We start from the raw sequence: 21713 nt of genomic DNA, 5'->3' as shown, positions 1-21713 counted from the left end.
ACGTTCCGTGGACAGAACGTATCATGACGCATATGACCACCGGCAACCGATTTCACGGCGACGAGACAGATGCCGGTCCCCCCGTCGCCGATGTCGGATCCCGCATCCGCGACCTGCGCACCGCCCGCGGGCTGAGCCTGTCGGAACTGGCACGACGGGCACACATCGGCAAGGGCTCGCTGTCGGAGATCGAGGCGGGCGGGCGCAACCCGACCCTGGAAACCCTCTACGCGATCTGCGCGCCGCTACAGGTGCCGCTGACCACCCTGATCGGCGGCGCGAACGGGGTTCGCAGCACCGCCGCCGGCGGGATGACCTCGGCGCTGCTCGAGCTGCGCGAACTGCCCAGCATGACCGTCGAGGTGTTCTGGCTCGACTTCCCGGCCGACGCCGACCACACCTCCCCCGGTCACGCCGACGCGGTCACCGAACACCTCACCGTCGTATCGGGTCAGCTCGCGGTCGGTCCTCTCGCCGCACCGCAGACCCTGTCGGTCGGCGAGTCGACCACCTGGCGCAGCGACGGCGAGCACCGCTACCGAGCCGTGGACGGTCCAGCACAGGCGGTGCTGGTGATCATGACGCCACGGGCCTCGATCTGACCGCGACCCGATCGGTGGTACCAGCAGCCCGGCTACCGCGACGGCAGATTCTGGCGCGACGCTCGCTTGGACACGCGCCTGAGATCCACACCAGTCGGGAACACCCCATACGGCGGCGCACACAGGCTGATCCGCCGCGGCGTGGCAACATATGACCCACATGCCTGCACGCGGGTTCGAGAGCTACGAGGGGACAACCGTGAACCTGGACGATCGACCGACCACCGGAGCACCGTCGACGGTCTCCTCGATCCCGCTGTCGGAGCCTGGTGTGAAATCCAACGGCGAGCAGAGCATCGGTCACCTCGTCAAGAACGCCAGCGCCCAGGTCTCGACCCTGGTACGCGCCGAGGTGGCGCTGGCCAAGGCCGAGGCGATCGAGGAGGCCAAGAAGGCCGCGATCGGCTCGATCCTGACGATCATCGCCGGCGTCATCGCGCTGTATGCGAGCTTCTTCTTCTTCTACTTCATCGGTGAGCTGCTCAGCGAGTGGCTGCCACGGTGGGCGTCGTTCGGCATCGTCTTCCTGATCCTGCTGGTCATCACGATCGCGGCAGCGATCGGCGGCGTGATCCTGTTCAAGAAGATCACCGGCCCGAAGAAGACGATCGCCTCGGTCAAGGAGACCTCGCAGATCCTGCCCGGCAAGGGTGATCATTCAGCCACGGGCGAGCATGCGTCGAGCTCCGGCTCGAAGGGTGCCAGCGCCACCAAGTGAGCGTCACCACCGACTCCCCGCCTCCCGACCCGTCGGTGGTGCGGGTCGAGGGACCCTGGCGTCATCTGGACGTGCGGGCCAACGGAATTCGCTTCCACGCCGCAGAACACCAGGCCGCCGAACACCAGGCCGGCGACCGCGCGGCCGTCGAGTATTCCGGGGCCACCCGTCCGCTGGTACTGCTGTTACACGGCTTCGGCCAGATCTGGTGGGCGTGGCGCAATCAGCTCGGTGGCATCGACCCACACCGGTTTCGCGTCGTCGCGGTGGACCTGCGCGGCTACGGCGACACCGACAAACCCCCGCGCGGCTACGACGGCTGGACGCTCGCCGGCGACGTCTACGGTCTCATCCGCGCACTCGGCCACTCCGAGGCCACACTCGTCGGTCACGCCGACGGCGGCCTCGGCGCCTGGGCGTGTGCGGCGCTGCATCCGCGCGCGGTCCACAAGATGGTGGTCATCGGTTCGCCGCATCCGCGCGTGCTGCGTGAGGACGCGTTACGCATACGCGGCGACCGCAGGCCGTTCCTGCGCGAGTTCCTCGGCAATCAGGTGCCGCGTCTGGCCGAACGCGCACTGACCCGCGACGACGGCGCGTTCATCGCCGACATGCTCAGCCAGCGTTCCGGACCCGCATGGCGGGCCACCGACGACTTCCGCACCGCCCGCGAGCTGTATCGCACAGCCGTGCAGATCCCCGGCGTGGCCCACAGCAGCCTGGAGTACCGCCGCTGGGCGTTCCGCTCGCAGTTCCGACCCGACGGCGGCCGCTTCGGTGAGGAGATGGAGTCCAGGATCGACACACCGGTGCTCGCGTTGCGCGGCGACCAGGACCCCTACATCGCCGCCGAACTCGTCTCCCCCGACGCGACCGCCGACTATGCCGCCGACTACCGACTGGTGGGTGTGGCGGACTCGGGGCACTACGCGCACGAGGAGCAGCCGGACGCGGTCAACACCGCGATCACCGAATTCCTCACGGCCTGAACAACACCGAACCGAACCCCTCCCCTGGCATCGTCTGCGGGCCGATATGAGCCCCGGTGTTCAGGAATGCACGCACGCCCCGGTGTCGACCGGGGAGTAGTCGCTTGACGAGAGCTCCAGATCTGCCTGCACGGTCTGGGCGGTCAGCGCGAAACCGGTCTCGCTGGTGGTGTCCTCGGCGGCGCCGAAGACCACGCCGAGCACCTCACCCTGGGTGTCGATCAGCGGACCGCCCGAGTTTCCCTGCCTGATCACCCCGCGCACGGTGTACACCTCGCGGGTGACCTGCCCGGATTCGTAGATGTCGGGTCCGGTCAGTCGTACCCGGTCGCGCACCCGCACCGGCGTCGCCGTGTAGGGACCGGCCTCGGGATAGCCCAGTGCGATCGCCTGATGACCCGACTCCACCGGCGAGGCCGCGAACGTCAGCGGCTGCTCGTCGAGTTGGGGAACCGACAGGATCGCGATGTCGGTGCGCGAGTCGAACAGGACCACGTGGGCGCGGTACTGGGTGCCGGCCGCTGTCACCCGCAGTGACCGCGTCCCGGCGACCACATGCGCATTCGTCATCACCCTGCCCGGCGCGACCACGAAACCCGACCCCTCGAGCGCCTGATTGCAGCTCGGGGCCACACCCTCGATCTTGACCACGCTCGCCTGCACCGCGATGACCACCGGCAGCTGGGCCGTCGTCTCGTCGGGGGGATCCACCTCGGCGACCGGGGTGTGGCCGAAGGGCCCGATCACCGACGGCAGACCGGATGTGTCGAGCAGGTTGGAGAAGTCCTTGGGGAGTTTGCGCAGCCACTGCGGGGCGACCTCGTTCACGCCCGACAGCACCCGCGAATTGCGCACAGCGGTGGCCACCTGCGGTTCCGACGAGCTGCTCACGGGGATCGCGAGCAACCAGGCGGCCACGAGCACCGCGATGCCCTGCAACAGCGACCCGATCACCGAGTCGGCGGCGCGCACCCCGCGCGAATGCAGTCCGCTGCGGGCCGCGCGACCGAGCACCATGCCCGACACCTCGCCGATGATCACCAGGATGACCAGCATCCCGATACCCACCACCAGCCGCCAGCGGTGGTCGGCCAGGTGGGAGATCACATGCGGCGCGAGCAGGATGCCGGCGACGGCGCCGAGCACCACACCCACGAACGCCAGCCCGGAGGCGAGAGCCCCCTGCCGGAAACCCGATGCCGCGGCCAGCAGTGCGAGGATCACGACCACCAGGTCGACCCACGCCGAGGCGCTCATCGGTACTCCAGTCCGTCGAGGGTCTCCGCGAGGTCGCGGACATCGTCATGATCCCAGGGGATGTCCCATCCGGCGACCGCGGTCATCGCGGCGAGCAGCCCGCCGGTGAAACCCCACACCAGCAACCCGTCGACGCCGAAGGCCGGTCCTTGATAGGCACGCCCGCCCAGAACGGTACGTCGAACCTGGAACCGGTTGGCCGGGTCCAGCAGATCGTGCAGACGCACCCGGGCGACGCGTTCGGTCTCGCCGGCGTCGACGGCGCGGATGTCGTGGGGGCGGTCCCAGTAGGAGATGACCGGCACCACGTCGAAACCCGAGGGCGGCACGGCCAGCGATCCGGTGAGCGCCAGCGGCGTCACCGTCTCGGGGTCGATCGCCGCCTCCTCGGCCGCCTCACGCAGCGCGGTACCGACCGGATAGTCCTCACCCTCGTCGCGCGACCCGCCGGGAAAGGCCACCTGACCGCTGTGATTGCGCAGCGTGGCCGCGCGCTGGGTCAGCACCACCTGCGCATCGGGTCCGGGTTTGGTGGGATCCGACGGGTCGGCCGCACCGCTGAACAGCACCAACACCGCGGCCTGACGCCGGCCCGGCAGCGCCGAGAGCAGCCGCATCGGGGTCCCGCCGCGCCGGGCGACCACGTCGGTGACGCCGTCGAGGTGTCCGACCAGTGGCGCCAGCCAGCTGGGTACCGCCTGCGGGTCGACCAGCAGGCGCGGTCCCCGCGTGGGTTCGGGACGCGCGTCGGCCCCCGATGTTCCGGACGAGTCCGACCCCGACGGGCCCTGCGGGCCGCGGGTTGTCACAGGCTCACCCCGAGCGCGTCGGCGACCGTCGAGCGGATCTGGTCGACCGAGGTGAACACGGTCGGGACCACCTTCGCCACCGACCCATCGGCGCGTATGAGCACGGTCGTCGGGAGCACCGGCGGCACACCGAGTGCCCCGGCGATCTGACCGCGCGAGTCGAGCACCGCGGGCAGGTGGACGCCCAGGTCACGCAGCAGTGCCAGCGCGGCGATCGGATCCTGCGCGCCGTCACGCGCGTGGACGGTCATCACCGTCACCTTGTCTCCCGACGCTCGCGCGAAATCCTGCATCACCGGCAGTTCCTCACGACACGGTGCACACCATGCGGCCCAGAAGTTGAGCACCGTGGGACGGCCCTGGGTGATGCCCGCCATCGCGACGGTGGCCGCGTCGCCGAGACATTCGGCGGTGATACCCGCGAGCTTGGCCACCTGCGGGCTCCCGCCGACCCGGCAGGGCTCCAGCGCGGCCGCCGATCGTGCCGCGGCCAGCTCACCCGGCGTGCCGGTCGGGGTCGCCACCCCGGCGGTGTTCGCGCCGTCGGTTGCCGAGCTCACCTGCGCTGACTGCGCATTCTCGGTCGATGAGCCGTCGTTGGAATCGCGCGGCCAGATCGCGACGACCAGGGCGACCACCACCACCGCCGCGGCGATCGTCCATCGCGCCGAAGCGCTGGGCATGGACAGCCGGGACCCGAACAGACGCTTCACATGCCCGCCAATTCCAGCAGGTGATCGCGCTCAGGACCCTTGACCAGCGCTGCGGCCGTTTCCTTGTCCATCGGCCCGAGTCCGGCCGACGGGCAGTCGTCGACGAGGACGCACACCCCGCATGCGGGGCGCCGGGCGTGGCACACGCGCCGACCGTGGAAGATCACCCGGTGGGACAACTCCGTCCAGTCCTTGCGGGGAAAGAGTTCGCCGACAGCCTTCTCGATCTTCACCGGATCGGTCTCCTCGGTCCACCGCCACCGGTGCACGAGTCGCTGGAAGTGAGTGTCGACCGTGATGCCGGGGATGCCGAAGGCGTTGCCGAGCACCACGTTCGCGGTCTTGCGACCGAATCCGGGAAGGGTCACCAGTTCGGCGAGAGTGTGGGGCACCTGTCCGTCGAACCGCTCGACGAGTTCGCGGCCGAGACCGATCAGAGAGTTCGCCTTGTTCCGGTAGAAGCCGGTGCTGCGGATCATCTCCTCGAGTTCGGTGCGATCGGCCCCGGCGTAGTCGGCGGCTGTCCGATACTTCGCAAACAACGCCGGTGTGACCAGGTTCACACGCTTGTCGGTGCTCTGCGCCGACAGGATCGTGGCGACCGACAACTCGAGAGGGTTGGTGAAGTCGAGTTCGCAATAGACATGGGGGAAGGCGACCTGCAGCTTGCGATACATCCGACGTGCGCGGCGAACGAGCCCGGTCGGCGTCTCGGTACCCCGCTGCGCTGCGGTCTTTCGCCGAGCCGGGGCGCGGGTGGATTGCTGCGCGCTCACTCGAACAAGGGTACGCAGCGCTTCCGGAGTGCCCGATCCGGGAGGTCGAGAGTCACCACCCGTTGCAATTCCGAGACCTCTGTTGTGTTTACTCATCCCCATGACCGGACTCGCAGCAATCGTCTTTCCGGCGGTACTGATGCTGTTCGCCCTCGCGATGGAACGCGTCCAGGGCCGGCTCGACAGTCAGGGCCTCGACCACGGCGACGTCGCCGCGATGCTCGACAGCGAACTGAACCACGAGGTCGAACTGAACCACGAGGTCGAACTCCCCCACGAGGCCGATCAGACTCACGGGTCCGAACAGACTCAGAATGTCGACACCGAGGCGAACATCGGCCTCGTCAAGGATCCCGTCGCCGGAAATGCGACCGATTCCGGGCCCGACGAGTTGTCCCGACGCCGGGCGAGCTGAACCGGAGCGCGCTCCGCTTTTTCTGCAGGTCCGGGGGGTATTTTCACCACCACAACCCCGACCAGCCCTCTACACCGGCCGCCCGACGGGTCCGGATCACGACACGTTTCCTCGGCGCAACCCGGTACTACATCACATTAAGCGCACTTCGAACCGTAGACTGATCGCGAAGTTGACCAAAAGCGACATGTGTCGTCGCACCGGGCACAGTGCCCCGGCGCGGCATCGTGACCCTTAGAAAGGGGCGCAGGTGGAAGAGGTATTGGCTCGCGCGGGCATTTTCCAGGGCGTGGAGCCGAGCGCGGTGGCGGCGCTCACCAAGGAGTTGCAGCCCGTGGACTTCCCCCGTGGCCACGTGATCTTCCACGAGGGTGAACCGGGCGATCGGCTCTACATCATCTTGTCCGGCAAGGTGAAGCTCGGACGGCACTCACCCGACGGCCGCGAGAACCTGCTGACGATCATGGGACCGTCGGATATGTTCGGCGAGCTGTCGATCTTCGACCCGGGTCCGCGCACCTCCTCGGCGACCACGGTGACCGAGGTCCGCGCCGTGTCGATGGACCGCGATGCGCTGCGCAAGTGGATCGCCGACCGACCCGAGATCGCCGAGCAGCTGCTGCGCGTGCTCGCCCGCCGCCTGCGTCGCACCAACAACAACCTGGCCGACCTGATCTTCACCGACGTGCCCGGTCGTGTCGCCAAGCAGTTGTTGCAGCTCGCCCAGCGTTTCGGCACCCAGGAGAATGGTGCGCTGCGCGTCACCCACGACCTCACGCAGGAGGAGATCGCCCAGCTCGTCGGCGCCTCCCGCGAGACCGTGAACAAGGCGCTGGCAGATTTCGCCCAGCGCGGCTGGATCCGACTCGAGGGCAAGAGCGTTCTCATCGCCGACTCCGAGCGCCTGGCACGCCGCGCTCGCTGATCCGAGCGCACGGAACACCGTGGCATCCCCGGCGATGCGCATCGGTCTGGTCGGCACCGGGCCGTGGGCGCGTGAGACCCACATCCCGGCGATGACCGCACATCCAGGGGTCGAACTGACCGGCGTCTGGTCGCGCGATCCCGCCTCGGCCGCGGGTATCGATGTCCCGCGCGTGGCCGACTTCGACGAGCTCCTCGCCGGCAACGACGCGATCGCCTTCGCCGTACCCCCGTCGGTCCAGGCGCGGCTGGCCGGCAGAGCAGCGGCAGCCGGAAAACACCTGATCCTCGACAAGCCGATCGCCGACTCGCTGACCGCCGCAACGGCCCTCGTCGACAAGATCGAGGCGGCCGGGGTCACCTCGATCGTCTGCTTCACCCGCCGATTCGCGCCCGAGACCCGCGCATTCGTGGCCGCCGCCGATGTCGCCGACGTCCGCAGCGGGTCGGGCACATGGTTGTCGGGATCGCTGCTGGGTGGCCGCTACGCCGCATCGGCCTGGCGCGCCGAGACGGGCGCACTGTTCGACGTCGGTCCCCATGTCATCGATCTGCTCGACCGGGTCCTCGGCCCGATCACCGGGATTGTCGGTGCGCGCCACGACGCCGAGTCCGACCTGTGGACCGTCATGGTCGGTCACGCCGCCGGTCCCGACACCGCCCGCACCTCGACCATGTCGTTGTCCCTGCGCGTGCCGGTGATCCCGACCGTGACCCGGTTCGAGGTGGCCGGTCCCGGCGGCCTGGTGTCGCTGAGCGAGCGACGCACCACTTCCCCCGAATGCTTCTCGGTGCTGCTCCACGAATTCCTCGCCGCCGTCGCCACCGGCCGACCCCACGAGCTCGACGTGCGTCGCGGACTGGCCGTGCAACGCGTCATCGACGCCATCACCCGCACCGTCTCACACCAGGATCGGTCCTCGATCGCTAGCGTGTGAGCATGACCGATTCGCCGACCTCGTCCGAACCTCCCACCCATCCGGCGTACGGGGTGCTCCGTGAGGTGACCCCGTTCGCGTCGGTGATGTTGTGCGACAACCCCGGGACGATGGAACTCGACGGCACCAACACCTGGGTGCTGCGCGCCCCCGGACATGACGAGATCGTGGTGGTCGATCCCGGGCCCAAGGGCAAGAAGGATCATCTGGACCGCGTGGCGGCACTCGGTCGAGTCGAACTGCTGCTGATCACCCATCGCCATCACGACCACACCGGCGGCATCAAGGGATTCCGCAAACGCACCGGCGCACCTGTGCGCGCGTGGTCGTCGAAGTTCTGCGTCGACGCGCCGCCGCTCGACGACCGCGAGGTGATCGAGGCTGCCGGACTGCGGATCACGGTGCTGCACACCCCCGGTCACACCGCCGACTCGGTGAGCCTGCTGGTCGACCACGACGGCGACCGTGCGGTGCTCACCGGTGACACCATCCTCGGCGCCGGCACCACCGTGCTCGATCCAGCCGACGGCGGACTGCGCGATTACATGAACTCGCTGAACCGGCTGATCGTGGAGGGCAGCGATGCCGCACTCCTGCCCGGTCACGGCACCGACCACGACGATCTGACCCCGGTGGCCCGGTACTACAAGAGCCACCGCGAAGGTCGTCTGGACCAGATCCGCGAGATTCTCGCGGAGATGAAAACCTCTGCGGCCGCGGCGAAACCGATGAAGGTGGTCAAACGTGCCTATGCCGACGTCGACAAGAAACTCTGGCCGGCCGCGCGAATGTCAGTGAAGGCGCAATTGACCTATCTGGCCCAGGAGCAGGAGAACCGCTGACGCCGACGCACCACGCAGCGGCGACTCACGCGGTCGGCGCGCTCACATCGCCGACACACGTTCGGCGATCGCCGCTGCGGCCGAACGCAATTGGGTGAGCTCGTCATCGCTGAGGTCGAGTTCCACGATCTCGGCGACCCCGGTGGGACCGAGTCGCACCGGCAACCCCACATAGCCGCCGTCGATCCCGTACTGGCCGCTCGGCGCTACGGTTGCCGAGATCGTCTCGCCCGCAACAGCACTGCGCCCGAAGCCGCCGGCCATGTCGAGCACCATCCGCGCCGCCGAGGTGCCCGGCGCGACGAAGGCGCTGCCGTTGCCGAGCAGTCCGACCACCTCGCCGCCGGAGTTGCGCGCCCGGTCGACGAGACCGTCGACCGTGTCGGCGTCGAGGACGTCGAGGATCGGGCGGCCGTCGATCGTGGCCTGCGACAACGGGAGAACCATCTCGTCGCCGTGGCTGCCGAGGGCGATCGCCGACACCTCCTCGTTGGTCACCTTGGCCTCGAGGGCGGTCAACGCCCGGAACCGCGCCGAGTCGAGCAATCCGGCCATCCCGATCACGCGTTCGGTGGGGAAGCCGGTGACGGCCTGGACGTGCTGGGTCATCTCGTCGACCGGGTTGGTGACCACCACGATCACCGCGCCCGGCGACACCTGCGCCACCTGTGCGGCCAGATCGCCGACGATCGCGGCGTTGACACCCACCAGGTCGGCGCGGCCCATCCCGGGCGTACGAGCGCGACCGGCCGTGATGATCACATACTCCGAGGCACCGGCCTCGGCGACGGTGCGTTCACCGCGCACTCGTGTGGAGAACCCGAGCAACGGACCCGAATGCGTGATGTCCAGGGCGATCCCGGCGGCCCGACCGCCGGCGTTGTCGACGAGAACCACCTCGTCGAACCGCCCGGATGCAGCCAGCGACATCCCCGCGATCGTTCCGACGTTGCCCGCACCGATCACCGTGACGCGACTCATGGCGCCACCCTACGTGGCGATCGCCACGCGACGACTCAGATCTCGACGATCAGTTCCACCTCGACGGGGGCGCCCAGCGGCAGCTCGGCCACACCGACCGCCGACCTCGCATGCTTGCCGGCCTCACCGAAGATCTCGTCGAGCAGATCCGAGGCACCGTTGATCACCTGCGGCTGACCGGTGAAACCGACAGCCGAGGCGACGAAGCCGGTCACCTTGACGATGCGCTTGATCGAGTCGATCCCCACCAGCGAGTCCACCGCGGCCAGCGCGTTGAGGATGCACTGACGTGCGGCCTTGGTGGCCACATCGGGCTTCACCACACCCTCGGCGCCCTCACAGACCTTGCCGGCCACGGCGAGTCCGCCCTGATGGAACGGCAGCTGGCCCGAGGTGTAGACGAGGTTGCCCGTCTGCACCGCGGGGACATAGGACGCCACCGGCGCGGCCACGGCCGGCAGTTCGATTCCGAGTTCCTTCAGACGCTCTGACCAGGTCATCTCGTGATCATCCCTTCGGTCGTTTGAGGTAGGCGACATGCTGTTCACCGGTCGGGCCCGGCAGAACCGTGACCAGTTCCCAGCCGTCGGCTCCCCAGGTGTCGAGGATCTGTTTGGTCGCATGTGTCAGCAGGGGCACCGTGGCGTACTCCCACGCGGTTGTCTCGCTCATGGCGTCAGCCTATCGGGACCAGCCCACAGATATGGTTGACCGGTGAGCAACTCGGTGACCGATGATGGCCAGCGGTGGTCGGCGGCGTCGGCCGCGGCTCGCCTGCACTTCGTGTCGGGCAAGGGCGGCACCGGAAAGACGACGATCGCCGCGGCGCTGGCACTCGAACTCGCCGCCGACGGCAAGAAGGTGCTGCTGGTCGAATGCGAGGGCCGACAGGGCATCGCGCAGCTCTTCGACATCCCACCGCTTCCTCCCGAAGAGGTGAAGATCGCCACCGCCGAGGGCGGCGGCCAGGTGTGGGCGCTGGCCATCGACATCGAGCATGCGCTGCTGGAATACCTCGACATGTTCTACAACCTCGGCTTCGCCGGCCGGGCGATGCGACGCATCGGCGCCATCGACTTCGTCACCACGGTCGCCCCCGGACTGCGTGACGTGCTGCTGACCGGAAAGATCAAGGAGACGATCATCCGCACCGACCGCGCCACCGGCGCGCGTGTCTACGACGCGGTGGTGGTCGACTCGCCGCCCACCGGACGCATCGGCAATTTCCTCGACGTCACCAAGGCGATGGCGAATCTGACCAAGACCGGTCCGATCCGCAACCAGTCCGAGGGGGTGGTGCGACTGCTGCACTCCGACGAGACGGTGGTGCACCTGGTGACACTGCTGGAGGCGATGCCGATCCAGGAGACCATCGAGGCCGTCGACGAGCTGCGCGGCAAGGATCTGCGGATCGGCAACCTGTTCATCAACCGGGTGTCACCCACCCACCTGCCCGCCGACTCCATCGACGACATCGCCGAGGGTGACATCGACGCCGTGCGCATCCGCAACAGCTTGCAGGAGGCCGGGATTCACCTCTCCGACAGCGATCTGGAGGGTCTGATGGCCGAGACCATCGAACATGCGACCCGCCTGCAGGCGCAGCAGGTGGCGCGCGCATCGCTCGACGAGATCAGCACGCGCGCAGGCGAAGACGGCCCTGCGACCATCGAACTGCCCGACTTCGACGAGGGCGTCGACCTGGCCTCGCTCTACGAACTCGCCGGACTCCTCGGAAAGGCTGGTGTGTAGATGCCGACCGATTTGAAGATGGGATCGATCCTCACCGACCCCGAGACGCGCGTGGTGATCTGTTGTGGCGCAGGTGGTGTCGGCAAGACGACCACGGCGGCGGCGATGGCGCTCTACGCTGCCGAACAGGGCCGCAAGGTGGTGGTCCTCACCATCGACCCCGCTCGCCGGCTGGCTCAGTCGCTGGGGATGGACTCGCTGACCAACGATCCGCAGCCCGTACAGATCGAGGGCAGCGGCAGCCTCCACGCGATGATGCTCGACATGCGTCGCACCTTCGACGAGATGGTCACGCAGTACTCCACCCCCGATCGCGCCGAGGCGATCATGAACAACAGCTTCTATCAGACCGTCGCCACATCCTTCTCCGGAACGCAGGAGTACATGGCGATGGAGAAGCTCGGACAGCTACTCGAACGTGACGAGTGGGACCTCGTGGTTGTCGACACCCCGCCCTCACGCAACGCACTGGACTTCCTCGACGCTCCCGGCCGGCTCGGCTCGTTCATGGGCGGCCGGCTCATGCGCATGCTGATGGGTGGTGGCCGTGGCGTGGGACGCGTGCTCACCGGCGCGATGGGCCTGGCCATGCGTGGGGTGTCGACCATCATCGGCGGTGACACCCTGCGCGATGTGTCGGTGTTCGTGCAGTCACTGGACTCGATGTTCGGCAACTTCGAGGAACGCGCCCGACGGACCTACGAACTGCTCAAACAACCCGGCACGCTGTTCACGGTCGTCGCCTCGGGCGAACGCGATGCGATGCGCGAGGCGGCCTTCTTCGTCGATCGGCTGGCCGAGGAGAACATGCCGCTGGCCGGCCTCATCCTCAACCGCACCCACCCGAACCTCACCACGGTGTCCGACGATGTCGCGCGTGCCGCTCTCGACGTGGTCGAGGATGAGCTGACCCGCGGCGTTCTGGCGATCCACGCCGAACGCACCACCACCGGTCGGCGCGAACTGCGGGTGCTGCAGAGCTTCACGCGCACACATCCGCGGGTGCCGGTGGTCGGCGTGCCGGCGCTGCCGTTCGAGGTGGCCGACATGCCGGCGCTGCGGGCCGTCGCCGAGGAGATCGTCGGTCGCGGCTGAGCGCGACTCGCGACCGACCGAACCCCGCAGGATCAGGGCTCACCACAACCGATCACCGGGCCCGACTGACTACACAGCGCTCTGACGCCGACGCTGCAACTCGAAGAACTCACCCCAGGAGGTCACCTCGGGGTGCTGACGAAGGAGTGCGCGGCGCTGACGCTCGGTCATCCCGCCCCACACGCCGAACTCCACACGATTGTCGAGCGCATCGGCCCCGCATTCGAGCTGAACCGGGCAGTGGCGACAGATCGTCGCGGCCTTGCGCTGCGCCGCCCCGCGGACGAACAACTCGTCGGGGTCGGTTCCGCGACAGCGAGCCTGCGCCACCCACTGCAGCCGGGCTTCGTTGTCGAACGGCTGCGACGCACCTGTCGCGATCGAAAGAGTCATGGTCGCTACCCCTATCTCCGCTGATACACCAGTTCAGAGCGCTGTCTGACACAAAAATCCAGATATGTAACGCGAGTCACAATCTGACTTTCAATCTATGTAGGTCTCACATTCACAGTCAAGTCCGGAGCCGAAGAATTTGGCACCGACGTACAAACCACAAACCGACACCCCGCCCTCGCCAAGGTCGGACCACTCGCCACGCGGCTCACTTCCCACACTCGCGGTGACAGGTGGCACACCCGACAACCTGCGGAAATCGGCTGAATCAGACGTCGGAGAACGCCGCCACGCGTCGGATTGGCGGTAATCCCCACGCACCGAACCCGTATCCTGTCGGGGTGTCGAAATCCCGGGGCCGCTCACCTGCCCGAGCAGTGGCCGGACTGGTCGTGTGCTTGGTGCTTGCGGGTGTATTGGTGGCAGGTCTGTTGTTCCCGTTGGCCGGTGGCTTCGGCGTGGTCTCCAACCGCGCCGCGAGCACCGTCGAGAACGTCTCGTCGGAGTTGCTCGACGGCACGGTCCCCGCGGTCACCACCATGACCGACGCCACCGGCGACCCGATCGCCTACATCTACGACCAGCGGCGGTTCCCCGTCGGCTACGACGACATCGCCCCCGACATGATCCGGGCGATCATCTCCATCGAGGACCGACGGTTCCTGCAACACGACGGCGTCGACTGGAAGGGCACGATCCGCGCGGCTCTGAAGAACTCGTCGTCAGGTGAGGTCCAGCAGGGCGCGTCGACCCTCGACCAGCAGTACATCAAGAACTATCAGCTGCTCGTGCTGGCCAGGACCGAGGCGGATCGTCAGGCCGCCGTCGCCGACACCCCCGCCCGCAAACTCCGCGAGGTGCGGATGGCGCTGACGATGGAGAAATCCCTCGAGGACCAGGCCCAACGCGACGAGAACCTCTCCCATGCGCAGGCCAAACAAGAGGCCAAGAAGGTCATCGTCAGCCGGTATCTGAACATCGTGCCGTTCGGCAACGGCGCCTACGGCGTCGAGGCCGCTGCACGCACCTACTTCAACAAGCACGCCAAGGATCTGACCGTCGGCGAGGCCGCGATGCTCGCGGGCATGGTCCAGTCGAGTTCGGCGCTGGACCCCTACACCAATTCCCAGGCCGTGATCGCGCGCCGCAACACCGTGCTCGACAAGATGATCGAGAACTTTCCCGCACGCACCGCCGAGCTCACCGCCGCCAAGAACGCCCCGCTCGGGGTGATCCCCGAACCGCAGACCCTGCCGCAGGGGTGTATCGCCGCCAAGGGCGCGGGCTACTTCTGCGACTATGCACTGCAGTACCTGTCCGACGCCGGGCTGAGTTCCGACCAGATCTCGCGCGGTGGCTACACCATCCGCACCACCCTGGATCCGCGCGTGCAGAACAGTGTGCAGAAGGCCGCGCAGAGCGTCGCCGGCCCGCATCTCGACGGCATCGCCAATGTCATCAACATCCTGCGGCCCTACTCCAAGGACCACCCCAGCCACGACCTGCTGGCCATGGTGTCCAGCCGCAATTACGGGCTGAATCAGGGCAACGACGAAACCGTTCAGCCCGAACCGTTCTCGATGGTCGGTGACGGCGCCGGCTCGATCTTCAAGATCTTCACCACCGCCGCGGCGATGGAGAAGGGCATGGGCATCTCGGCGACCCTGCAGGTTCCCCCGACACTCGCGGTCAAGGGGATGGGTTCCTCCGACGGCGCCTATGGCTGCCCGCCCGATTACTACTGCGTGAAGAATGCGGGCAACTACGCCCCGGCGATGTCGGTGACGCAGGCGCTGGCCACCTCGCCGAACACCGCATTCGTCAAGCTCATCCAGCAGACCGGGGTGCCCGCCGCCGTCGACATGGCGGTTCGCCTGGGTATGCGCTCCTACGCCAAGGCCGGCACGGCCGGTGACGGCGACATGAGCCTGGCCGACTACTTCAAGAAGTACAACCTCGGCTCCTTCACCCTCGGCCCGACCGCCGTCAACGCCCTGGAGCTGTCGAATGTGGCCGCGACGCTGTCCTCGCACGGCATGTGGTGCCCTCCCAATCCGATCATCTCCATCACCCAGCCCAAGCGAGATCGGTTCGGCAACATCGTCAACGGTCCCGACGGCAAGCCGGTGGTGGGTGCCACGGTGCCGGTGAACTCGCCCAAGTGCGAGCAGGTCATCGATCCGGCCCTGGCCGACACCTTGGCCAATGCACTGAGCAAGGACGACCAGGCGGGCGGCACCTCGGCCGGCTCGGCCGGAGCCGTCGGATGGAACCTGCCGCTCTCGGCGAAGACGGGAACCACCGAGACGCACCGCTCGTCGGCGTTCCTGGCCTTCACCAACAACCTCGCCGGCGCCTCCTACATCTACGGCGACTCCACCACGCCGTCGGGTATCTGCACCTCTCCGCTGCGTCAGTGCGGTGAGGGCAACCTCTACGGCGGCCTCGAACCTGCTCGCGCGTGGTACGCCGGTGTACTCCCGGTGGCGAACTCCTTCGGGCCCACCGCACTGCCCCCGACGACGCCGCGCTACGTCAACGGCGGCGCGAACGCGCAAGTACCCGACGTCAACGGGATGACCGTCGACGACGCGACAGCCAAGATCCGGGCTGCCGGGTTCAAGGTGGAGACCAACACGGTGCAGGGTTCGGCGGCCGCGGGCACCGTGGTGTCGACATCGCCGTCGACCTCGGCGATCCCCGGCGCGACGATCACGCTGAACGTCAGCGACGGGTCGACCGCGCCTCGTAGCACCGCACCCACGCCACCCACGCTGCCCAACCTGCTGCCCGGTGGCGGGACCTCACCGCCGACCACGATCCAGATACCCGGGGTGGGACCGATCGTGATCCCGGGGAACTGACGTCTGGTCGGTGAGCGGCGAGTTGTCCTCTGATCGTGCGTATCCTGGGGACGTGCTTCGTTCTCTGCGCGCTCTCCGTGAATTCACCGAACCGTCGTCCGGCCACCATTCGGTGCCGGTACCCGTACGCGTGGCAGCCGGTGCCGTGGGCGCGGCCATCGGCGGTCTCACGTACGCGACGATGATCGAACGCAACGCATTCACGTTGCGCCACACCACCATGTCGGTCCTGGAACCAGGTGCCACACCGTTGCGCGTGCTGCACATCAGTGACCTGCACATGATGCCCAACCAGCGCCTCAAGCAGGCCTGGGTCTCCGAGCTCGAGGCGCTCGAACCCGATCTCGTGGTCAACACCGGCGACAACCTCGCCCATCCGGCGGCCGTACCCGCGGTGGTGCAGTCCCTCGGCGGGCTGCTGTCGCGTCCCGGCCTGTTCGTGTTCGGCGGCAACGACTACTTCGGTCCGCGTCCGCGTAACCCGTTCGACTACTTCGATCCCGACCACGAGCGCATCTTCGGCGACCCGCTGCCCTGGCAGGATCTGCGTGCGGCGTTCACCGAGCGCGGCTGGCTCGACGCCACCCACACCACCCGCGAGATCGAGGTCAACGGCGTCCGCGTGGCCGCGGCCGGTGTCGACGACCCGCACATCGAGCGTGATCGCTACGAGACCGTCGCCGGTCGCCCCAACCCGCTGGCCCATCTGCGTCTGGGGCTCACCCACTCGCCCGAGCCGCGTGTCCTGGATCGCTTCGCCGACGACGGCTACGACCTGGTGATGGCCGGCCACACCCATGGCGGCCAGTTGTGCGTGCCGCTGTTCGGCGCACTGGTGACCAACTGCAACATCGACCGGTCGCGGGTCAAGGGTGTCTCCAACTGGGGCTCGCGGATGAAGCTGCACGTGTCGGCCGGACTGGGCACCTCCCCGTTCGCGCCATACCGCTTCTGCTGCCGACCCGAGGCCACCCTGCTGACACTTACCCCGGTGTCCCACGGCGACGCCGATTTCGACGAGGCCGCCTCGGTTCCCCCGCTGGCCGCCGAAACCCCCAGCTGACCGCAGAACCCGCCCTGACCAGCCGATTTATTTCTGGCGCATGGGCGGGGGTAAGCTATCGCAGGTTGCTCTCCGCGAGAGCGATCACGGGGTGTGGCGCAGCTTGGTAGCGCGCTTCGTTCGGGACGAAGAGGTCGTGGGTTCGAATCCCGCCACCCCGACTGGAGGAGAAGGGCGAAGCCCGGATCCGTCCACAAGATGTGTTGGTTGAGACACAGCAGAAGCCCTGACCAGGGGAAACCCGGGTCAGGGCTTCCTCGTTTCTCGGGGCCGGTTGGCGTACCCGCCGACCCGCGCGATACAGATAGTCGGTGGGGATTTCTTCCGAACAGCTGCGCACCTGGCTGCGCAGCACGTTCACCGGCTGGCAGAAACCCACCTCCCATCCTGTCGACAACAGCGGCGAGGGTGCCGAGAGTCTGATCGGTTTCGTGCTCGCCGCAGCGATCGTCGGCGGCCTGACCGGTCTGGTCGCGGCGACCTTCCGACTCCTGCTCGACGACGCCGCGGACTGGCGCAATTCGCTGGCCTCATGGGCGCACGGCACCTGGTGGGGATTGCTGATCGTCGTGGTGGTGTGCGCGAGCTGCGCGGCGATCGCCGCTGCCATGGTCCGGCGCATCGAGCCGCACGCCGAGGGAAGCGGCATCCCGCGGGTGGAGGCGCTCGTCGCCGGTCGCACCGAACCGAGCCGGATGCGCATCCTCCCGGTCAAATACGCCGGCGGCCTGCTGGCGATCGGCAGCGGACTGGCCCTGGGTCGCGAGGGGCCGTCGGTGCAGATGGGTGGCTCGATCGCCGTTCTCGTCGCTCGCATCACGCGCCGCAGCCGCGCCGACATGCAGGTGCTCGCCGCCGGCGGCGCGGCGGCAGGTCTGGCGACCGCGTTCAACGCACCCATCGCCGGTGGCGTGTTCGTGCTCGAGGAACTCGTCAAACGATTCGACCCGCGCACCACCGTGGCCACACTCATCGCCTCGGCATCCGGTTTCGCTGCGTCGTATCCGTTCTTCCACTCCCACACGGACTTTCACATGGAGGATCTGCACGAGCCGCATATGATCAACGCCGGCTGGGTGTTGATCGTGGGTGTCGTGGCCGGGCTGCTCGGCGTGCTCTACAACAAGGCGATCATGGTCGGCCTGCACACCGCCGACACGAGTCGGTGGCCTGCCGAGCTGCGTGCGGCATGCGTCGGCATCGTCGTCGGCATCACGGTGTGGAGTGCACCCGAGCTCGCCGGCGCCGGTGACAATCTCACCCAGAAGGCATTGCTGGGCCAGGGGACGATCCTCGCCGTCCTGGGCATCCTCGCCTTCCGTTTCCTGCTCGGGGTGGCGTCGTATGCGGCACTGACCCCCGGCGGCCTGTTCGCGCCGATGCTCGTGCTGGGTGCCGACATCGGACTCATCGTCGGACTGATCTCCCACCATCTCGCACCCCATTCGGCACCCGACGCCGGCGCGCTCGCCCTGATCGGGATGGGCGCATTCTTCACCGCGACCGTCCAGGCGCCGGTCACCGGACTGGTTCTGGCGATCGAGCTCACCGGCACCACCAACCAGCTGCCGCCGATGATCGGCGGCTGCGCCACAGCACTTCTGGTCGCCATGGCACTGCGTTCACGCCCGATCTACGACCTCCTGACCGAGCGCACCGCCGCTCGCAGCGCCCCACCGTCCGCCGTCAGACGCTGACGACTCTCACGCCCCCATCGTCTCTCGCACCTCCATCGTCTCGGGCGCCCCCATCGTCTCTGGCACTCCGTCACTTTCCGGCGCCTCGTGACGACCGCCCCCGGCGACCGGGGCGGGCGCTGAGGCCGTGCGACGCAGGGCTACCGTGCGACGCAGGGCAAGGGCGTAGAGCGCCAGTCCGACCAGCAGCCATGCGCACAGCACCACCACGGGCTGGGTGATCGCATGTCCGTTGAAGAATTCGACGTTGCGCAACAATGAACCGGTCGCACCGGGGGGAAGCAGCTGACCGATCGTCCCCCACGGCGACGGCAGCAGCTCCGGCGCGCTCGACAGCCCCGACAGCGGATTACCGACCACGATCAACGCCAGCGCCGCGATCACGAGTCCGGGTACACCCAGCAGGCTTCGCAACCCGATCACCCCGAAGGCAGTCGCCGCGAAAGCCAGTACCGCAGCCAATGTCACCGCCACCAGACCGGTGTCATAGGTGCCGATCACATAGCGCATCACCACCGTCAACGCGATCGCGCCGACCACCGAGAAGCCCACCACCGCGGCCACCACATGCGACGGCCTGCGCACCGCGGCCATGATGACCAGGGCACCGATCCAGCCACCGAGAGCCAGCGGCAGGGCACCCGCCGACAGGCCGACGCCGCGCGGATCACCCGACGGGAACGGTCGCACATTCAGCACCTGATGCGGCCGACCGGCCGCCACCGCAGAGCCCACACCCTCGACGGCAGTGGCCACCGACACCCCGGCCGCAGATCCGACGAGCGTTGTGACACCGGCGGGTTCGACCACGATCGCACCGTCGACGTCGCGATGGTCGATCATCGTCTGTGCCTGCTCCTGCGATCGAGCGGTGCGAAAGGAGATGGCCCCGGGTGTCGCCGACTCCACATGCTCGCGGATCTGCGACGCGTCCGACGCGCTCGCGACCAGCGCCACCGGGAGACGATGCGGGCCCGATTTCACCGCGGGCAGCGCGAACGCGATGAGCAACACCGACAACGTCGCGGCCAGTGCCGCGACCACCAGCAGTGCGCGCTTGGCCTCAGCCAGAACAGTCATGACACACCTCTTTTAGATACGTTGCGTTTCTTATCTAGGCCGATGCTAGGCTGACACCACTAGATACGCAACGTCTCTTATGGAGGAATCATGGCGACGCGGCGACGCGGAAGTGAACTCGCCACAGCGATCCTTGATGCCGCCGTCGAAGAGGTCGAGGAAAACGGTTACGCGGGAACAACATTCGAAGCGGTGGCGCGCCGGGCAGAGACGTCGAAATCGGTGCTCTACCGCCGTTGGCCCACCAAACCCGAGATGGTGATCGCCGCGATGATCCATCGCGGCACCCGCAGCGTCCCACTGTCGGATACCGGTTCCCTACGCGGGGACATGCTCGCTGCGTTGCGGGCGGTGCGCACCGCGTTGACCGCCATCGGCCGCGAGGTGACCCTCGGCGTCCTCGCCGACGTCGCAGCCGCGCCGTCGGCGAGCCCGCTGCGCCAACTGGGCATCGTGGGGCTCGAATTCGGCGACACCCTCCTCGAACGTGCGCGTGAACGAGGCGAGATCACCGACCTCCCCGCCGCGCGTATCCGGTCGCTTCCCTTCGACCTGCTGCGCTATGAATTCCTCATCAGCGGCGACCTCGACGACCAGACACTCACCGGCATCGTCGACGACGTCTTCCTGCCACTGGTCGTGCCGCACCGCTGATCTGGCCCCGCCCGCGCGACCTGACGTAACGTTGTGTCCGGAAACTGTTGCGGCACAATCGAAAGGTAAAATCGGACATGCCTACACGTACTGCGCGGACGGCCTGGAACGGTGGACTCGAAGACGGCTCGGGTCAGGTGGAACTCAACAGCTCGAAAGTCGCAACCTTCGACGTCTCGTTTCCCAAACGTGCCGCAGAGGATGCCGGCGGTGTCACCAGCCCGGAAGAACTGATCGCCGCGGCACATTCGTCGTGCTACGCGATGCAGCTGTCGGCACTCATCGCCGAGGCGGGCGGAACCCCGCAGAGTCTCGAGGTCAGCGCCGACGTGACCCTCGGACCCGACAACCCCGGATTCCGTCTCACCAAGATCGTCCTCACGGTCGTCGGTGAGGTGGACGGCCTCGATGAGGCCGGCTTCCAGAAGGCAGCCCAGGCCGCCAAGGAGACCTGTCCGGTGTCCAAGGCACTCACCGGGGTGCCGGTCACGCTGGTCGCATCGCTCGAGAGCTGATCGGCCGCGAGCGGTCAGCCGTTCTGGAACCAGCCGGTGCTGGCGATGTACCAGATCTGGTCCTGCCAGTAGCCCCAGGCGTGAGTGCCTGCGCCGGGGAACGACGTCCGTAGGCTGACACCGCCCAGTGGAGCAATGCCGGCGAAGTTCGCCGACTACGCCTTGGCCAGCAACTCGATCGACGTCGAGTCCAGACCGGTCTTGTAGTAGTCGAGCGTGTTCTGACCCTCGGGCTGATGGTTGGCCCACACCCCGTTGCCCGAATACACCCACATGTGCAGCCCCTTGAGCTTGCCCTGAAGGAGCGCCACAGTCGGATCGTTGTCGAAAGACTGCTGATTCGGTTGCGGGCCCCACATGTCGTCGAGGTTGTAACCACCGGCGTCGAGTGCCGCCAGCCGCAACAAAGTCTGCATGGTGATCCCGCAGACCAGACCCGCCTGTGAGATCGCGTAGGTGATCGGATCGATGCTCGCCAACGACTGCAGGGGGCAGCGCGCGGTCGGATTGAGCATCCCCGACATCGACACCAGGGCCTGGTGCACGGATAGGTGACAGGGTTAGTCACGCGGCCTGAGGGGCCTCGTGGTTGATGATGGTCTCGAATTCAATGGGGGTCAATCTGCCGAGGCGGTC

The 21713-nt window shown here is 67.6% G+C and carries 24 protein-coding genes and 1 tRNA gene; 15 read left to right on the top strand and 10 right to left on the bottom strand.

Going from position 1 to position 21713, the window contains the following annotated elements; genetic code table 11:
• Positions 1 to 32: 32 nt before the first annotated feature.
• The 3 genes from IEW22_RS12235 (at position 33) to IEW22_RS12225 (ending at position 2309) form a co-directional block, all read left to right on the top strand.
• Positions 33 to 602: a helix-turn-helix domain-containing protein gene (locus tag IEW22_RS12235; RefSeq protein WP_188586890.1), complete on the top strand. Its 570-nt coding sequence runs from the start codon at positions 33 to 35 to the stop codon at positions 600 to 602.
• A gap of 199 nt (positions 603 to 801) precedes the next feature.
• Positions 802 to 1320 carry a phage holin family protein gene (locus IEW22_RS12230; protein ID WP_229742565.1) on the top strand — a complete coding sequence of 173 codons (519 nt, stop codon included), beginning with the start codon at positions 802 to 804 and terminating at the stop codon, positions 1318 to 1320.
• Positions 1317 to 2309 (top strand): alpha/beta fold hydrolase, encoded by a 993-nt coding sequence (locus IEW22_RS12225; RefSeq protein WP_188586888.1) that lies wholly within the window; start codon positions 1317 to 1319, stop codon positions 2307 to 2309. Before IEW22_RS12230 ends, IEW22_RS12225 begins: the two co-directional genes overlap by 4 nt.
• A gap of 60 nt (positions 2310 to 2369) precedes the next feature.
• Here the strand turns inward: IEW22_RS12225 and IEW22_RS12220 are convergent, their stop codons facing one another.
• From IEW22_RS12220 to nth, 4 genes are read right to left on the bottom strand one after another with little or no spacing between them, the layout of a single operon-like run.
• Positions 2370 to 3566, bottom strand: coding sequence for a MarP family serine protease (locus IEW22_RS12220; RefSeq protein WP_188586887.1), 1197 nt, complete (start codon positions 3564 to 3566; stop codon positions 2370 to 2372).
• On the bottom strand, positions 3563 to 4375 hold the full coding sequence (locus IEW22_RS12215; protein ID WP_229742563.1) for an NUDIX hydrolase: 813 nt from the start codon (positions 4373 to 4375) through the stop codon (positions 3563 to 3565). The genes IEW22_RS12220 and IEW22_RS12215 overlap by 4 nt, the downstream gene beginning before the upstream one ends.
• Positions 4372 to 5058 carry a TlpA disulfide reductase family protein gene (locus tag IEW22_RS12210; RefSeq protein ID WP_188586886.1) on the bottom strand — a complete coding sequence of 229 codons (687 nt, stop codon included), beginning with the start codon at positions 5056 to 5058 and terminating at the stop codon, positions 4372 to 4374. Before IEW22_RS12210 ends, IEW22_RS12215 begins: the two co-directional genes overlap by 4 nt.
• A gap of 26 nt (positions 5059 to 5084) precedes the next feature.
• Complete coding sequence (gene nth, locus IEW22_RS12205; protein ID WP_373284180.1) at positions 5085 to 5864, bottom strand: endonuclease III; 780 nt, start codon at positions 5862 to 5864, stop codon at positions 5085 to 5087.
• Between the two features lie 100 nt (positions 5865 to 5964).
• Here nth and IEW22_RS12200 point away from each other — a divergent pair, with 100 nt between their 5' ends.
• From IEW22_RS12200 to IEW22_RS12185, 4 genes are all read left to right on the top strand, one after another.
• A complete protein-coding gene (locus IEW22_RS12200) occupies positions 5965 to 6279 on the top strand; it encodes a hypothetical protein (RefSeq protein WP_188586944.1) in 315 nt (104 codons plus the stop codon).
• 250 nt (positions 6280 to 6529) lie between these two features.
• Positions 6530 to 7204 carry a CRP-like cAMP-activated global transcriptional regulator GlxR gene (glxR, locus tag IEW22_RS12195; RefSeq protein ID WP_188586884.1) on the top strand — a complete coding sequence of 225 codons (675 nt, stop codon included), beginning with the start codon at positions 6530 to 6532 and terminating at the stop codon, positions 7202 to 7204.
• Positions 7205 to 7223: 19 nt separating this feature from the next.
• Positions 7224 to 8141: a Gfo/Idh/MocA family protein gene (locus IEW22_RS12190; protein WP_229742561.1), complete on the top strand. Its 918-nt coding sequence runs from the start codon at positions 7224 to 7226 to the stop codon at positions 8139 to 8141.
• 2 nt (positions 8142 to 8143) lie between these two features.
• A complete protein-coding gene (locus tag IEW22_RS12185; RefSeq protein WP_188586883.1) occupies positions 8144 to 8983 on the top strand; it encodes an MBL fold metallo-hydrolase in 840 nt (279 codons plus the stop codon).
• A 42-nt stretch (positions 8984 to 9025) separates the two neighbouring features.
• Here IEW22_RS12185 and IEW22_RS12180 read toward each other — a convergent pair whose 3' ends face one another.
• From IEW22_RS12180 to IEW22_RS12170, 3 genes are read right to left on the bottom strand one after another with little or no spacing between them, the layout of a single operon-like run.
• Positions 9026 to 9964, bottom strand: coding sequence for a malate dehydrogenase (locus tag IEW22_RS12180; RefSeq protein WP_188586882.1), 939 nt, complete (start codon positions 9962 to 9964; stop codon positions 9026 to 9028).
• Between the two features lie 35 nt (positions 9965 to 9999).
• The gene (locus tag IEW22_RS12175; RefSeq protein WP_188586881.1) at positions 10000 to 10464 is read right to left on the bottom strand and encodes a RidA family protein; all 465 of its coding nucleotides are present in this window, start codon (positions 10462 to 10464) and stop codon (positions 10000 to 10002) included.
• Positions 10465 to 10471: 7 nt separating this feature from the next.
• The gene (locus IEW22_RS12170) at positions 10472 to 10636 is read right to left on the bottom strand and encodes a DUF4177 domain-containing protein (protein ID WP_188586880.1); all 165 of its coding nucleotides are present in this window, start codon (positions 10634 to 10636) and stop codon (positions 10472 to 10474) included.
• Between the two features lie 42 nt (positions 10637 to 10678).
• Here IEW22_RS12170 and IEW22_RS12165 point away from each other — a divergent pair, with 42 nt between their 5' ends.
• Positions 10679 to 11716: an ArsA family ATPase gene (locus IEW22_RS12165; protein WP_188586879.1), complete on the top strand. Its 1038-nt coding sequence runs from the start codon at positions 10679 to 10681 to the stop codon at positions 11714 to 11716.
• Complete coding sequence (locus IEW22_RS12160) at positions 11717 to 12811, top strand: ArsA family ATPase (RefSeq protein WP_188586878.1); 1095 nt, start codon at positions 11717 to 11719, stop codon at positions 12809 to 12811. It abuts the gene before it with no gap.
• 69 nt (positions 12812 to 12880) lie between these two features.
• On the opposite strand, the gene IEW22_RS12155 is transcribed toward IEW22_RS12160, so the two are convergent.
• Positions 12881 to 13204 (bottom strand): WhiB family transcriptional regulator, encoded by a 324-nt coding sequence (locus IEW22_RS12155; RefSeq protein WP_229742559.1) that lies wholly within the window; start codon positions 13202 to 13204, stop codon positions 12881 to 12883.
• Positions 13205 to 13623: 419 nt separating this feature from the next.
• Here IEW22_RS12155 and IEW22_RS12150 point away from each other — a divergent pair, with 419 nt between their 5' ends.
• The 4 genes from IEW22_RS12150 to IEW22_RS12135 all read left to right on the top strand — a co-directional run bounded on the left by IEW22_RS12150 (position 13624) and on the right by IEW22_RS12135 (position 18828).
• On the top strand, positions 13624 to 16068 hold the full coding sequence (locus tag IEW22_RS12150; protein WP_229742557.1) for a penicillin-binding protein: 2445 nt from the start codon (positions 13624 to 13626) through the stop codon (positions 16066 to 16068).
• Between the two features lie 112 nt (positions 16069 to 16180).
• On the top strand, positions 16181 to 17131 hold the full coding sequence (locus IEW22_RS12145) for a metallophosphoesterase (protein WP_229742575.1): 951 nt from the start codon (positions 16181 to 16183) through the stop codon (positions 17129 to 17131).
• Positions 17132 to 17218: 87 nt separating this feature from the next.
• Positions 17219 to 17292: transfer RNA gene (locus IEW22_RS12140), tRNA-Pro, on the top strand.
• 150 nt (positions 17293 to 17442) lie between these two features.
• Complete coding sequence (locus IEW22_RS12135) at positions 17443 to 18828, top strand: ClC family H(+)/Cl(-) exchange transporter (protein WP_188586877.1); 1386 nt, start codon at positions 17443 to 17445, stop codon at positions 18826 to 18828.
• Positions 18829 to 18834: 6 nt separating this feature from the next.
• Here the strand turns inward: IEW22_RS12135 and IEW22_RS12130 are convergent, their stop codons facing one another.
• The gene (locus IEW22_RS12130) at positions 18835 to 19908 is read right to left on the bottom strand and encodes a hypothetical protein (RefSeq protein ID WP_188586876.1); all 1074 of its coding nucleotides are present in this window, start codon (positions 19906 to 19908) and stop codon (positions 18835 to 18837) included.
• A 90-nt stretch (positions 19909 to 19998) separates the two neighbouring features.
• Here IEW22_RS12130 and IEW22_RS12125 point away from each other — a divergent pair, with 90 nt between their 5' ends.
• Positions 19999 to 20562, top strand: a complete 564-nt coding sequence (locus tag IEW22_RS12125) for a TetR/AcrR family transcriptional regulator (protein WP_188586875.1) — start codon at positions 19999 to 20001, stop codon at positions 20560 to 20562.
• A gap of 77 nt (positions 20563 to 20639) precedes the next feature.
• Positions 20640 to 21077 (top strand): OsmC family protein, encoded by a 438-nt coding sequence (locus IEW22_RS12120; protein WP_188586874.1) that lies wholly within the window; start codon positions 20640 to 20642, stop codon positions 21075 to 21077.
• A gap of 155 nt (positions 21078 to 21232) precedes the next feature.
• Here IEW22_RS12120 and IEW22_RS12115 read toward each other — a convergent pair whose 3' ends face one another.
• Complete coding sequence (locus IEW22_RS12115) at positions 21233 to 21622, bottom strand: hypothetical protein (protein ID WP_188586873.1); 390 nt, start codon at positions 21620 to 21622, stop codon at positions 21233 to 21235.
• Between the last annotated feature and the right edge of the window lie 91 nt (positions 21623 to 21713).

Origin of the sequence: Gordonia jinhuaensis (assembly GCF_014639795.1) — a bacterium.
Taxonomy (GTDB): domain Bacteria; phylum Actinomycetota; class Actinomycetes; order Mycobacteriales; family Mycobacteriaceae; genus Gordonia_B; species Gordonia_B jinhuaensis.
Note: the sequence above shows the minus strand (reverse complement) of the source record. Positions and strands in the feature narration are given on the sequence as shown.